10 protein-coding genes are annotated in these 13,856 nt (G+C 61.4%); 8 read left to right on the top strand and 2 right to left on the bottom strand.

Annotated features, from left to right (window positions below):
* Positions 1-31: 31 nt before the first annotated feature.
* The gene (locus ACTJJ7_RS10610; RefSeq protein ID WP_440967007.1) at positions 32-1,573 is read right to left on the bottom strand and encodes an MFS transporter; all 1,542 of its coding nucleotides are present in this window, start codon (positions 1,571-1,573) and stop codon (positions 32-34) included.
* A 184-nt stretch (positions 1,574-1,757) separates the two neighbouring features.
* Between ACTJJ7_RS10610 and ACTJJ7_RS10605 the strand changes: the two genes are divergently transcribed.
* The 3 genes from ACTJJ7_RS10605 (at position 1,758) to ACTJJ7_RS10595 (ending at position 6,872) form a co-directional block, all read left to right on the top strand.
* The gene (locus tag ACTJJ7_RS10605) at positions 1,758-2,348 is read left to right on the top strand and encodes a TetR/AcrR family transcriptional regulator (RefSeq protein WP_199538035.1); all 591 of its coding nucleotides are present in this window, start codon (positions 1,758-1,760) and stop codon (positions 2,346-2,348) included.
* Between the two features lie 160 nt (positions 2,349-2,508).
* Positions 2,509-3,753: an efflux RND transporter periplasmic adaptor subunit gene (locus ACTJJ7_RS10600; RefSeq protein ID WP_110003318.1), complete on the top strand. Its 1,245-nt coding sequence runs from the start codon at positions 2,509-2,511 to the stop codon at positions 3,751-3,753.
* Complete coding sequence (locus ACTJJ7_RS10595; protein ID WP_440967004.1) at positions 3,750-6,872, top strand: efflux RND transporter permease subunit; 3,123 nt, start codon at positions 3,750-3,752, stop codon at positions 6,870-6,872. Before ACTJJ7_RS10600 ends, ACTJJ7_RS10595 begins: the two co-directional genes overlap by 4 nt.
* A gap of 10 nt (positions 6,873-6,882) precedes the next feature.
* Here the strand turns inward: ACTJJ7_RS10595 and ACTJJ7_RS10590 are convergent, their stop codons facing one another.
* Positions 6,883-8,571 (bottom strand): AMP-binding protein, encoded by a 1,689-nt coding sequence (locus tag ACTJJ7_RS10590; RefSeq protein ID WP_440967002.1) that lies wholly within the window; start codon positions 8,569-8,571, stop codon positions 6,883-6,885.
* 370 nt (positions 8,572-8,941) lie between these two features.
* Between ACTJJ7_RS10590 and ACTJJ7_RS10585 the strand changes: the two genes are divergently transcribed.
* The 5 genes from ACTJJ7_RS10585 to ACTJJ7_RS10565 all read left to right on the top strand — a co-directional run bounded on the left by ACTJJ7_RS10585 (position 8,942) and on the right by ACTJJ7_RS10565 (position 13,827).
* Complete coding sequence (locus ACTJJ7_RS10585) at positions 8,942-9,211, top strand: hypothetical protein (protein ID WP_105735143.1); 270 nt, start codon at positions 8,942-8,944, stop codon at positions 9,209-9,211.
* 250 nt (positions 9,212-9,461) lie between these two features.
* Positions 9,462-12,176, top strand: a complete 2,715-nt coding sequence (mgtA, locus tag ACTJJ7_RS10580; protein WP_105735142.1) for a magnesium-translocating P-type ATPase — start codon at positions 9,462-9,464, stop codon at positions 12,174-12,176.
* An 85-nt stretch (positions 12,177-12,261) separates the two neighbouring features.
* Positions 12,262-12,558, top strand: coding sequence for a hypothetical protein (locus ACTJJ7_RS10575; RefSeq protein ID WP_440966999.1), 297 nt, complete (start codon positions 12,262-12,264; stop codon positions 12,556-12,558).
* Positions 12,559-12,597: 39 nt separating this feature from the next.
* Positions 12,598-13,086, top strand: coding sequence for a DUF2493 domain-containing protein (locus ACTJJ7_RS10570; RefSeq protein WP_440966997.1), 489 nt, complete (start codon positions 12,598-12,600; stop codon positions 13,084-13,086).
* Between the two features lie 21 nt (positions 13,087-13,107).
* Positions 13,108-13,827, top strand: a complete 720-nt coding sequence (locus ACTJJ7_RS10565; protein WP_105735139.1) for an MgtC/SapB family protein — start codon at positions 13,108-13,110, stop codon at positions 13,825-13,827.
* The last annotated feature ends 29 nt before the right edge of the window (positions 13,828-13,856 follow it).

The raw sequence follows: 13,856 nt of genomic DNA, 5'->3' as shown, positions 1-13,856 counted from the left end.
CGATAGGAGTACGCGCATTGCTTGGTCGGCTTCAAGTGCTGATTGTATCTGTTTCGGCGGCTGCCTGTCCGGGCGAGGAACTGCGGATCGGCTGTTTGACATAGTGCGTCCACACAAATGCCAGCGTAACGATCACGGCAATCGCGCCCGCGACCAGCATGGCCCGCTCTATGCCCTCGGCAAACGCCCTGTTGGCGAGCTGCCCAAGGCTGTTGCCGGGCAGGCCGCCGCCTGTCAGGTCGTGGCGGATGATCGCGGCTTCGGCGATATCTGCCGCGTTGCCAATGCCGGTTTCCTCCAGCCGGGCGGTGAGTGAGCGGAGCGCCTGGCTGCCCATGATCGAGCCGAGAAGGGCGATGCCGATGGTCATGCCCGCCTGGCGCAGCGTGTTCATGGTTGCCGATGCCATGCCCGAGCGCTCTGCGGGCACAGAGGCCATCAGGGCCGCGCTGCTCGCGGGGACGACCAGTCCGATGCCGATGCCGAGCCCGGCCAGCAGGAATGCCAGATAGACATAGGATATTCCGCCGGCGAACAGACCCATCAGAAGCAGAGACGCGGCAATGACCGTACCGCCGGTCACGATGACCTGCCGCGTTCCCAGCCTCGAGCAGAGATAGCCGGACAGGATCGAAACAGCACCCATGGCGACAAATTCCGGCGCCATCCGCCATCCCGTCTCGGCGGGAGACAGGCCCTGGGCGCGCTGGAAGAACAGGGAGAGGAAGAACACATTGTTGAAGGTCGAAAAGCCGATCATGAAGGCGATGGCGTTCATCATCGAGAACTCGGCGTTGCGGAACAGGCCAAGCGGCAGCAAAGGCCGTTCGACCCGGTGCTCGACGGCCAGGAAGACTATGAAGGCGATGGCCGCGCCGAGCAGCGGAAAAAGGGTGTGTCCGCTTTTCCAGCCTGCCTCGCCGGCAGTGATGAGGCCGAACGTCAGCAGGCCGAGGGCCAGCATGCTGGCGATCTGTCCGAGCGGGTCGAAGGCCGCATGATCCGGATGGGCGCTTTCTTTGATGGCCCACGTGCCGATGGCGATCGCAAAAAGGCCGATCGGAACGTTGATGAAAAAGATGCTGGCCCAGCCTGCCGTTTCAACGAGGATGCCGCCGAGGATCGGGCCGATGACCAGCGAAATGGCGCTGAACGATGTCCAGCCGCCAATGATATGCGCGCGTTCCCGCTTGTCGGGAAAGGCATGAACCAGAATGGAAAGCGCGCCGGGAATGAGCAGCGCGCCCGCGACGCCCTGGACGGCGCGTCCGGCCAACAGGACAGTCAGGTTTTCCGCGATGCCGCAGAGGACGGATCCGGCGATGAAGACGCCGACGCCGATCAGCCAGGACAGCTTGCGGCCATAGCGGTCGCCGATCGGGCCGGCAGAGAGAATGAACGCGGAGAGGCAGAGGGCATAGATGTCGACGACCCACTGCAATCCGCTGATGCTGGTTTGCAGGTCTGTCTGGATCTGCGGAAGGGCAACGTTGACGATGCTGATATCGAGCGTTGCGATGAATGTTCCAAGGTAGATTGTCAGGATCAGCGCGAGACGGCGATAATTTCTCATGATGCGACACCCATGTTTGATACAGGGTGCCTGCCTATCAATTGACTGACGGTCAGTCAATATGCATAAATCATTGTAGAATAATTCTAAAATCTCTTTTTCTTCACATTGGAAGAGTGTAGGTTCAGTTCCGGGCAACCGCGTGCCTATTGATTGCCCGGTGGTGATGCGGCAAAGGGATGGAATGAAAAAGACGATCAGACCCCGGACGAAGCCCTCGGACATCAGGCGCCAGGAATTGATGGATGCGGCTGCCGGTTTGTTCATCGAACAGGGGGTAGAGGCGACGACAATCGACGCCATCACCGCCAGGGCCGAGGTGGCGAAGGGGACGTTCTACCACTACTTCTCCACGAAGAACGGCATTCTGGAAGCGCTGCGGGCGGCGTTTTCTCAAGGTTTTCTCGACCGTGTCGGCGCCGCTGTCGACACGGTTCCAGCCGGGGATCATGCGGCGCGGCTGCGCCAATGGCTGGTCGCGGGGGTGACGATCTATATGGCCGAATACGAGCTGCATGACGTGGTTTTTCACCAGCATGGGCGGCGGATGCAGTACAGGACGGAAAAGAACGCGATTGTCGGACAGCTCGCCGGCCTTCTGGCTGCCGGTGCCAGGGACGGGGCATGGAATGCCCGCAATCCCGAATTTGTCGCCGTTGTCGTGTATCAGGGCTTCCATGGCGCCGTGGACGACGCCATCGAGCGGGGCCTGCAGGACCCAGCGCCGATAGCCGCGGCGCTGTTTGATTTGTTTTCCCTGATGCTGCGGACATGATATTCTATAGCTGCGGCCCGCGCTTGCACCTCCTGATGGCCGCCGTGTGCATTGCAGCAAACATGACAAAATGGTCATTCGACAAGATGCCGGGAAGGTGAGAGAGTCCATAGCCAACAAGTTGCTTGGCTAATGGGCGGTGCCCTGGAGGTAGCGTGCAGTGAAACGTCTGGGTCTTTTGATCGCGTTCGTTGTATTGGCCGGACTCGGCTACATCTTTCTCTTTCCGCATCTCAATGCACCGCCAGCCGGCAAGGGGCCAATGACGGTCGCCGCGACAGCGCCCGCCGCAGGATCGGGCAAGGGCCGCTCCGCCGCCGTTCCATCGATTGTTGCCGCCACGGCCAAGACCGAAGACGTGCCCATCACCAAGACGGTTGTCGGCAATATCGAGCCGATCGACACGGTCGTCATCCGGCCGCAGGCCGACGGCGTGGTGATGGCGACCAATGTCAAGGACGGGCAGATGGTCAAGGCGGGAGACGTGCTTTTCCAGCTGGATGACCGGGCGATCCGAGCGACGATCGAGAAGGACAAGGCGGCGCTGGCCAAGGATCAGGCCAATCTCGATTCCGCCAACCAGGACCTGATCGCGGCACAGGCCCTGTCAAGCCGGAAGATCGATACGCAGCAGCAGGCCTATCAGGCGCTTGCTGCTGTCAATGCGTTGAAGGCCTCGATCGCCATGGATACGGCGCAGATCCAGGCCGACGAGGTGCAGCTGTCCTATATGACCATCAAGGCACCGATCGATGGCCGTGTCGGCGTGGTCAATACATCCGCCGGCAATCTCGTGCGCACCGCGGATACCGGCGGCGGTCTTCTGACCATCACGCGCATGGCGCCGCTGCGGGTGTCGTTCACGGTGGCGGAAAGCGATCTGCCGACGGTGCGGGATGCGATGAAGGAACGTCAGCTCGATGTGCTGGTCAAGGTCCCCGGCAGCAAGGAAGTGGTTGCATCGGGTCCGCTGAACTTTGTCGATTCCAGCGTCGACACCGCATCCGGGACGATTGTCCTGAAGGCTGACGTCGCCAATGATGACGGCGCGCTGTGGCCCGGCCAGTATATCAACGCAACGGTTGAAATCGGCACGCACAAGGACGCGGTGACCGTACCGCTGATTGCCATTCAACAGGGCAATGACGGGACATTCGCCTTTGTCGTCGGCCCCGACAAGAAAGTGATCAAGCAGGCGGTGACCGTGGTTGAAACGGTCGGCGATACCGCCGTGACCACGGCGGGCCTCAAGTCCGGCGACCATGTGGTCATTGACGGGCAATTGCATCTGCAGGATGGGTCGAGCGTTATTGAAACGGTGGCCGATATCGACAATGCGGCGCCTGCGCTGTCGGCTGCCGATGCTGTTGTGCCGGACCCGATCAAGACGGACACGGTGCAATGAACATATCGGCTATATTCATCCGCCGGCCCATCGCGACAATTCTTCTCTCCGTTGCGCTGGCCGCATCGGGCCTGTTTGCCTATCAGTTCCTCCCTGTGGCCGCGCTGCCGCAGGTCGATTTCCCCGTCATATCGGTTTCCGCCCAGTTGCCGGGCGCTGCGCCCGATACCATGGCCAATGCCGTGGCAACGCCGCTGATCAAGCAATTCGCCACGATACCCTCCGTGTCGACCATCAGCGCCACCAGCACGCAGGGCCAGACCCGCGTCACCATCGAATTCGAGCTGGACCGGAACATCGACCAGGCCGCCGCCGACGTCCAAGCCGCCATCGCGCGGACGCTGCGGCAACTGCCGGCGAACATGACGACACCGCCGAGCTACCGCAAGACCAATCCTGCCGACGCGCCGATCCTGCTGATCGCGCTGCAAAGCGATACGGCGCAGCTGTCGAAGCTCGACGATTATGCCGAGCAGGTCATCTCGCCGTCGCTGTCGACGGTGGATGGCGTCGGCGAGGTCCAGGTGTTCGGCGCCAAGCAGTTCGCCGTGCGCATCGAGGTCGATCCCAATGCCATGAAGGCCCGCGGCATCGGCATTGATGAACTGACGAGTGCCGTGGCCGACAACAATTCGATTGCGCCGGTGGGCACGCTGACGAGCCCCACCCAGCAGATGGCGATCGAGGCCGATACGCAGTCGAAGAACGCCGACACGTTCCGCCAGATCCTGGTCGCATCGCCCAATGGCAAGCCCGTGCGCCTGGGCGATGTGGCGCGGGTGGTCGATTCCGTCGCCAACACCCAGACCGAAAGCCGCTATGACGGCAAGAAGGCGCTGGTGTTGGCTGTTTTCCGCCAGCCCGGCGCCAATACGGTCGACGTGGTGGACCGCGTGCGCACCATGCTGCCGAAATTCGCCGATGAGCTTGGCGCGTCCACCAGCCTCAACGTGCTCAACGACCGCTCCACGTCGATCCGCCAGGCGGTGTCCGACGTGCAGTTCACGCTTGTCCTGATCATCGGGCTGGTCGTGATGGTGATCTTCGTGTTCCTGCGGCGGATCGCGGCAACGCTTATCCCGACCATCGCCGTGCCCCTGTCGCTGATCGCCACGCTGGGGGTGATGTATGTGTTCGGCTTCTCCATCGACAATATTTCGCTGCTCGGCCTGACGCTTTCGGTGGGACTGGTGGTGGACGACGCCATCGTCATGCTGGAGAACATATCCCGGCATATCGAGGAGGGGATGCCGCCGCGCGAGGCGGCGCTCAAGGGCAGCGAGGAGATCGGCTTCACCATCGTGTCCATCACGGCATCGCTCGTGGCGGTCTTCATCCCCGTCTTGCTGATGGGCGGCGTGGTCGGGCGCATCTTCAACGAATTTGCCGTTGTGGTCACCGTGGCAATCGTCGCGTCGGCGCTGATATCGCTGACCTTGACCCCCATGCTGTGCAGCCACATGCCGGCCATTCCGCATGGCGATGGAAAAGGCCGCAAGCCGCTGACGGAACGGGTTTTCGATGCGGTGCTTGGCGGTTACCGGTGGATGCTGGATGTCTGCCTGCGCTTCCGCCTCGTCGTGCTCGGTGTCTTCGTGCTGACGGTCATTGCAACGCTTTATCTCTTCTCGTCCATCGACAAGGGTTTTCTGCCGACCGAGGATATTGGCCAGCTTTCCATCTCGACCGAAGCCCGGCAGGACATTTCGTTCGATGCCATGGTGGCGCTGCAGAAACAGGTGGCCGATGTTCTGAGGAGCAAGCCCTATGTCGCCCATGTGGCGTCGACCATCGGCGGCGGCTTCAATTCATCCAGCCTCAACCAGGGCAGTTTCTTCGTTGAGCTCAAACCGAAATCCCAGCGCATGGCCCTCGATCCGCTGCTGACGGACCTGCGCCAGTCGCTGGCGAAGGTGCCTGGTATCAACAGCTATCCCATCGCCATCCAGAACCTGCGTATCGGCAGCACCTCGTCGCGCGCACAGTACCAGTTCGTGCTGCAGGGCATCAACGCTGACGATCTCTATCCGTGGTCGCAGAAATTCCTGCTGGCGCTGCAGCAGGACCGGCAATATTTTGCCGATGTGACCAGCGATCTGCAGAACAATGCGCTGCAGGCCAATCTGGTGATCGACGCCGACAAGGCGCGGCTGCTCGGCATTTCGTCGACGCAATTGCGCAATTCGCTCTACTATGCCTTCGGGACCAATCAGGCCTCGACCATCTTTTCCACTGGCGACAGCTACGAGGTGATCCTCGAGCTCGATCCCTCCATCCCCTGGACCACCGACAAGCTCGACCAGATGCAGATCCGCTCGACCACCACCAACAAGCTCATACCGTTGTCTTCCTTCGCCCATGTCGAGCGGCGTGCCGGACTGCTGGCGGTCAGCCAGTTGAGCCAGCTGCCTGCGGTGACCATCTCCTTCAATCTGCCGCAGGGGATTGCCCTTGGCCGGGCGGTCGAAGAAATCAACAAGATCAAGGCGGAACTGAATGTACCGGATTCGATTTCCTCGACATTTACCGGTACGGCAAAGGTGTTCCAGCAGGCGCTGTCCAATCAGGGCCTGCTGATCGGCGCGGCGATCCTGACGATCTATATCGTGCTTGGCATCCTCTATGAGAGCTTCATCCATCCGCTGACCATCCTGACGGGCCTGCCTGCGGCAGCGGCCGGGGCGCTGGCGACGCTCGAACTCTTCGGATTCGATCTCAGCGTGATCGCCATCATCGGCATGCTGATGCTGATCGGCATCGTCAAGAAGAACGCCATCATGATGGTTGATTTTGCCCTGGTGCGGCAGCGGGCGGGAGACACGCCGCACGACGCCATTCGCGAAGCCTGCCTGGTGCGGTTCCGGCCGATCATGATGACAACGCTCGCCGCGGTGATGGGAACCCTGCCGATTGCCATCGGTGCGGGCGCCAGCTCCGAATTGCGCCAGCCGCTTGGCGTGGCCGTGGTCGGCGGCCTGTTTGCCTCGCAAATCCTCACCCTGTTCATCACGCCGGTGATCTTCCTCTATATGGAAGACATGTCGCGCGGTTCGGCGCAGCTGTGGCGCAAGGTCTTTGTCAAACGTGGCCCTGCGGCGGCGCCGCACGCGGCGGAGTAAGTGTCCCCGCTCAGGCGGTTTTCGCCTCCATGAGGCCCAGCTCGTCGATCATGGCCTGCCGCATGATGAATTTCTGGATCTTGCCCGTCACGGTCATCGGATAAGCCTCGACGAAGCGGATATGGGCCGGGACCTTGTAATGGGCGATCCGGCCCTTGCAGAACTGCAGCACGTCATGTTCGCTGAGGCTGAAATCAGCACGCACCCTGATCCAGGCGCAGAGGCATTCGCCATACTTGGCGTCCGGGATGCCGAACACCTGCACGTCGGCGATACCGGGATGGGTGTAGAGAAACTCTTCGATCTCACGCGGATAGATGTTCTCGCCGCCGCGGATGACCAGGTCCTTGATGCGTCCGACAATGTTGCAATAGCCTTCCGCATCGATGGTCGCGAGATCGCCGGTATGCATCCAGCGGGCGGCATCGATGGTGGCCGCGGTGTTGGCATCGTCGCCCCAATAGCCGCGCATGACACTGTAGCCGCGCGTCAAAAGCTCACCGGTCACGCCCGGCGCGACAATCGCGCCGTCCGCATCGATAATCTTGACCTCGACATGCGGATGAATGCGGCCGACGGTTGAAACGCGCCGATCCAGCGGGTCGGTGGCGGAACTCTGGAAGCTGACCGGACTGGTCTCGGTCATGCCGTAGGCGATGGTGATTTCGCTCTGGTGCATATCGTGGATGACTTTCCGCATCACCTCGATCGGGCAGGGCGAGCCGGCCATGATGCCGGTGCGCAGGCTGCTGAGGTCGAAGGCCTTGAAGTCGGGATGCCCGAGTATGGCGATGAACATGGTCGGCACGCCATGCAGGCCGGTGCATTTTTCGGCCTCGACCGTCTGCAGGACCGCGAGCGGATCGAATGCCTCGCCCGGTATGACCATGCAGGCGCCGTGGGTGAGGCAGGCGAGGTTGCCGAGAACCATGCCGAAGCAATGGTAGAAGGGCACCGGGATGCACAGGCGGTCGATTTCAGTGAGGCGCATCGCCTCGCCGATGAAGAAGCCGTTGTTGAGAATATTGTGATGGGTGAGCGTCGCGCCCTTGGGGCTGCCGGTGGTGCCGCTGGTGAACTGGATGTTGATAGGATCGTCGAACTGCAGCACGGCGGCGAGCGCCTGCAGCTCTTGCATGGCCTCCGGGGTCGCGGCCTGTTCGAGATCGGCGAAGTTGAACATGCCCGGCGTCTTGTCTGTCCCCAGGCGAATGACAGTCCGCAGCGCCGGCAGCTTCATTGAGCGGAGCTTGCCGGGGGCGCAGTGTTCCAGTTCCGGGGCGATCTCGCGCAATATGTCGAGGTAATTGCTTGTTTTGAGCGCTGGCGACAGGATGAGCGCGCTGCAGCCGACCTTGTTGACGGCATATTCAAGCTCGTGCGAGCGGTAGGCCGGATTGATATTGACGAGGATGAGCCCGGCCTTGGCCGTGGCGAACTGGGTCAGCACCCATTCCAGATTGTTGGGCGACCAGATGCCGATGCGGTCACCCGGTTTCAGGCCGAGGGCAATGAAACCCGCTGCGACGGCATCAACGCGCTGTTTCAGTTCGGCATAGCTCAGGCGCACATTCTGGTGGCGGACCACAAGGGCGGGGCGGTCGGGAAACCGCCCGGCGATATGGTCAAAATGCCGCCCGATCGTTTCGCCGATCAGCGGCTGGCTGCTTGCACCGTGAACGTAGCTTTCCCTGATCATCGATTGCTCCTCCCAAAGCGTTCAGCAGATGGAGCATACGTTTCTGACCGGCGCTGTAAAGTTCACAGTCCCAGCCCCCGTTCGATTTCAAGCGACAAAAATCGCAATGGCCAAGCTTTCTGGTTGACAACCCGCATCAAGCAGGCGTATCGCGGTTTTGCTTGGGTTACCCAGGCCATTTTTCAAATCACAAAGAAGACGATGGACAGCAAATCTAGCTGCGCCCTGACTGCCGTTGATGCGGGAGGCCGGGCGCTTGAAACAACTAACGAGCAGGACTCGATCCGGTACACCGGATGAGCAACGTTAGGGCTTAGGGCTCCACCGTCGCTCACCCAGGCCGGATCGCTTCCGGTCAATGAGGTGAGCCATGAACATCACGTTCGCAACTCTTCCAGGCGTTCGCGCCTTCGCCAACCGCGTCTGCGGGCGGCTTGCCGTGCAACGGAACACCGTGTCCGCCGCACCTAGGAAACAGCATCTTTTTTCCAATCTGCAGGCGGATTGGCGCGTCAATCCGGTCAATGGCCGGCTTGAAATGCGCTGGCGTGCCGACAATGAGCCGCCGGCACCTGCTTTGGACCCGGTTGAAAAAGTCGGGATGGTGCTTGCGGTCTATCAGTCGGGCCGCATGATCTGACCGCCGTTTTGCCAAACGCCGCGCATGCGCCATCGGGCTACCGGGCGCGGCATGAAGGAGTATCCCATGGACGACTATCCTAGTAGGCCCGCCGTGCTGCCGGTGACCGGCAAGCATGGCGGGCGATCCCAAAGAGCAAATTCCCCAAAACCGACCGTGGACGTGACGGCTCGGCACGGCTTGTTGCGCCTGAATTTCAGGTGACCGTGAGCTGGTGTCGCTGTCGCGCAAAGCGGCAGGAGACCAGAAAATGAACGTCATTCTCAAGAATTCCGCGTTGAATGCGGAGAAAAAGGATAGCCGCAAGCTGTCCATGCGGGCTGTGCGTGAAGCCCAGAACGATATCGACATCACCCTCGCCAACGTCAAAAGCCATCGCGATGGCCTGACGATCCGCGATGCAACGGAACGCCTGGCCAAGGACGGGGCAAACGAGGTCGCCCATGACCGGCGCCCGCATGCGCTGCTCCAGTTCATGTCGGCTTTCAAGAATCCCTTCATCATGGTGCTGATCGTCCTCGGCTTGATCAGCGCTTTCACTGATTGCTGGCTGCCCATGCAGAAGGGCGACGCGCCGGATCCGACCAAGGTGATCATCCTCACCGTCATGATCCTGGCCAGCGGCATCATGCGCTTCGTGCAGGAATACCGGTCCGGCAAGGCAGCCGAAGCCTTGAAGGCGATGGTGCGCACCACGGCGACCGTGCTGCGCCGGAACCGCGCGACGACCCCGCCGGAAATGCTCGAAATTCCGATGCGGGAACTCGTGGCGGGCGATGTCGTGCGCCTGTCCGCCGGTGACATGATCCCGGCCGACGTGCGCCTGATCGAATCGCGCGATCTCTATGTCAGCCAGGCTGTTCTGACCGGCGAAGCCATTCCCGTCGAAAAATACGACACGCTCGGCGCGGTTGCCGAGAAGTCGGCGCTGGGCATTGCCTCCGATCAGACCGATATGCTGGATGTTCCCAATATCTGCTTCATGGGCACCAATGTGGTCAGCGGCACCGCGACGGCTGTCGTCGTGGCAACGGGATCGCGCACCTATTTCGGTTCGCTTGCCAAATCCATTGTCGGCTCGCGCGCCCAGACCGCCTTCGACCGCGGCATCAACAGCGTCAGCTGGCTGCTCATCCGCTTCATGCTGGTGATGGTGCCGGTCGTTTTCCTGATCAACGGTTTCGTCAAGGGCGACTGGCTGGAAGCCCTGCTGTTCGCGCTCGCGGTTGCCGTGGGCCTCACGCCGGAAATGCTGCCGATGATCGTCTCGTCCAACCTGGCCAAGGGTGCTGTTGCCATGGCCCGGCGCAAGGTGGTGGTCAAGCGCCTCAACGCCATCCAGAACTTTGGTGCCATGGACATCCTGTGCACGGACAAGACAGGCACGCTGACCCAGGACAAGATCATTCTGGAGCATCATGTCGATGTCTACGGCAAGCGTGACGAGACCGTGTTGCGCCTTGCCTGGCTCAACAGCCATCACCAGAGCGGTGTCAAAAACCTGATGGACCAGGCCGTGCTGCGCTTTACCGATGCATCGGCCGACAACATGCGGACCGCTGCCTTCTATCGCAAGGTCGATGAGATGCCGTTCGATTTCATCCGCCGGCGGCTGTCGGTGGTGGTCGAAGGCGTGGCCGGCGAGCACCTGCTGGTCTGCAAGGGCGCCGTGGAGGAAATGCTTGGTATCGCCACCCGCATGCGCGACGGGAAGGATGTCCGCGCGCTCGATGACACCAGCCGCAAGGCGCTGGTTGCCATCGCCCGCGCCTACAATGAGGACGGGTTCCGTGTTCTGGTGGTCGCCACCCGGGAAATCCCGGCAGGCGACACCAAGGCGCAATACGGCATTGCGGATGAAAGCGAGCTGATCGTCGAGGGTTTCCTGACCTTCCTCGACCCGCCCAAGGAAACAGCCGGACCGGCGATTGCTGCGCTTGCCGAACATGGCGTCGCGGTGAAGCTGCTGACCGGCGACAACGAGGTGGTCAGCCTCAAGATCTGCCGTGAGGTCGGGCTTGAAGCCGGGATACCGCTGCTTGGCCGTGACATCGAGAAACTCGACGACAGCGCGCTGGGCCTGCTCGTTGAAGAGCGCGTCGTCTTCGCCAAGCTGACGCCGCTGCAGAAGTCGCGGGTGCTCAAGGCTCTGCAGGCCAATGGTCACACCGTCGGCTTCCTCGGTGACGGGATCAACGATGCTCCGGCACTGCGCGATGCGGATGTAGGCATTTCCGTCGACAGCGGTGCCGACATCGCCAAGGAATCGGCTGATATCATCCTCCTGGAAAAGAGCCTGATGGTGCTCGAAGAGGGCGTCATCAAGGGTCGCGAGACCTTCGGCAACATCATGAAGTACCTGAACATGACGGCCAGCTCCAACTTCGGCAACGTGTTCTCGGTGCTCGTGGCCAGCGCCTTCATCCCGTTCCTGCCAATGCTGGCGATCCATCTGCTCATCCAGAACCTGATGTACGATATCTCGCAGCTGGCATTGCCGTGGGACCGGATGGACAAGGAATTCCTCAGCAAGCCGCGCAAGTGGGATGCGAGGAACATCGGCCGCTTCATGCTCTGGATCGGACCGACTTCGTCGATCTTCGACATGACCACCTTTGCCCTGATGTGGTTCGTCTTTGCCGCCAATGCGCCCGAGCATCAGTCGCTGTTCCAGTCCGGCTGGTTCATCGAGGGGCTTCTGTCGCAGACGCTGGTCGTGCACATGCTGCGCACGCAGAAGATCCCCTTCATCCAGAGCACGGCGGCCCTGCCGGTCATGCTGATGTCGATCCTGGTGATGGGCCTCGGCATCTATGTGCCGTTCTCGCCGCTCGGCACGCTGGTCGGGCTGCAGCCTCTGCCCTGGAGCTACTTCCCCTGGCTGGTGGCTACCCTGTTCAGCTACTGCGTCGTCGCCCAGACGATGAAGGCGATCTACATCCGCCGCTTCGGCCAGTGGTTCTGAGCTGCCATGCAGCGGGCGATGTCATCATCGCCCGCTGTTCTCCCAATGCCGCGATGCAAATCCTTGATGTCAGAGGAGATCCGATATGGTCATGACTGCTTTTCTGCTGCCGTTTCAGCCTGGTGCAACACCCCATGGTTCGTGGGGCGGTTCGCCCAAACGTCAATTCCGGCGCCCCGAACCGCGCCGTTCCCGGATAAGGGATCAGTTTCTGCGATGGCTCTGCTGGCTTTTGGCCGTGACGGGGCAGGGGCTGTTCCGGCTTGCCACACGGCTGCACCGCTGGCGCGTTCTCAATCGCCGGCAAAGCTGGCGCCTCATCCAGTGGTCGTCATCCCTCAACCAGAGCGCGATCCGCATCATGCGGCGTGCGCGCTGGTAGCACATTTCTCATGTCAACACAGACTGCAAGGAGCACATCATGCGCCTTTTGATTTCCGGCGGACGGCATTTCGATGTCGCCGAAGCCATTCTCGACGAACTGAACCGCATCCATGCGGCCTGTCCGGTAACGGTTCTCATCCATGGCGGTCTTCCTGCCCTGGGATCGGTGGCCGAGGACTGGGCCCGGCAGAACGATGTCCATATCGTCCGCTATCCCGCCAACTGGTCGCTGCTGGGCAAGCAGGCCGACACGAAGCGCAACCGCTTCATGCTGGAAGACAGCCGTCCCGATGCGCTGCTGGCCTTTCCCGGCGGCAAGCATCTGCAGGAACTGGTGCAGCAGGCCCATGCCAGGCATATTCCTGTGATCACGGCCTATGCCGGGCGGCTGCCGCAGGGTGAGGCGGGTTCTTCCGCCGCCTATTGTGCCGACAATCCGGAGGGCGACATGCTGGGGCAAGCCGCCCGTCTCGCGATGACAGAAACTGTCATCATTGTTAACCGGAGAAATGCTAGCCTCGCATAACCAGCCAGCCGCGGTGACCCCATGAAGTTCATACAGACATTCGATCTCTACCCCTTTCTCGATACGACCATCAGTTTCGTCGCCGCCTTCATCTTCGGCACGCTGATCGGTGCCGAGCGCCAGTACAGGCAGCGGACGGCCGGACTGCGCACCAATGTGCTTGTCGCCATTGGTTCGGCGGCCTTCGTCGACCTGGCGCAGCGGATTGCCGGGACGACGGAAGCGGTCCGGGTCATTTCCTATGTGGTTTCCGGCATCGGCTTTCTCGGCGCGGGCGTGATCATGAAGGAGGGGATGAATGTGCGGGGGCTGAACACCGCGGCAACGCTCTGGTGTTCAGCGGCGGTGGGTGCCTGTGCCGGGACGGACATGCTTGCCGAAGCGGCGCTGCTGACGGTGTTTGTCCTGGCCGGCAACACGCTGCTGCGCCCGCTGGTCAATGTCATCAACCGCATCCCGATCAGCGAGCAAGCGGCGGAAGCCACCTATGAGGTCAAGCTGATATCGACCCGTGCGGCCATGCCGACCATGCGCGATCTTCTGGTCGAGCGGCTTGAAGAGGCGGATTATCCCGTCAGTGACGTCGAAATCACCGACCAGGGCGACGAAGAGACCGTGGAAATCGTTGCCACGCTGGTCAGCACCGCGATTGATCCCGACGAGATTGACGCGGTGATTGCCCATATGGAAAAGCAGCACGGCATTTCGCATGGAACCTGGGAAGGCAGCACGAAGGATTAGCCGTCCTGTTATCTTATCACGTAAGTTTA

Origin of the sequence: Phyllobacterium sp. 22229, assembly GCF_052056495.1 — a bacterium.
GTDB classification, from domain to species: Bacteria; Pseudomonadota; Alphaproteobacteria; order Rhizobiales; family Rhizobiaceae; genus Phyllobacterium; species Phyllobacterium myrsinacearum.
Note: the sequence above shows the minus strand (reverse complement) of the source record. Positions and strands in the feature narration are given on the sequence as shown.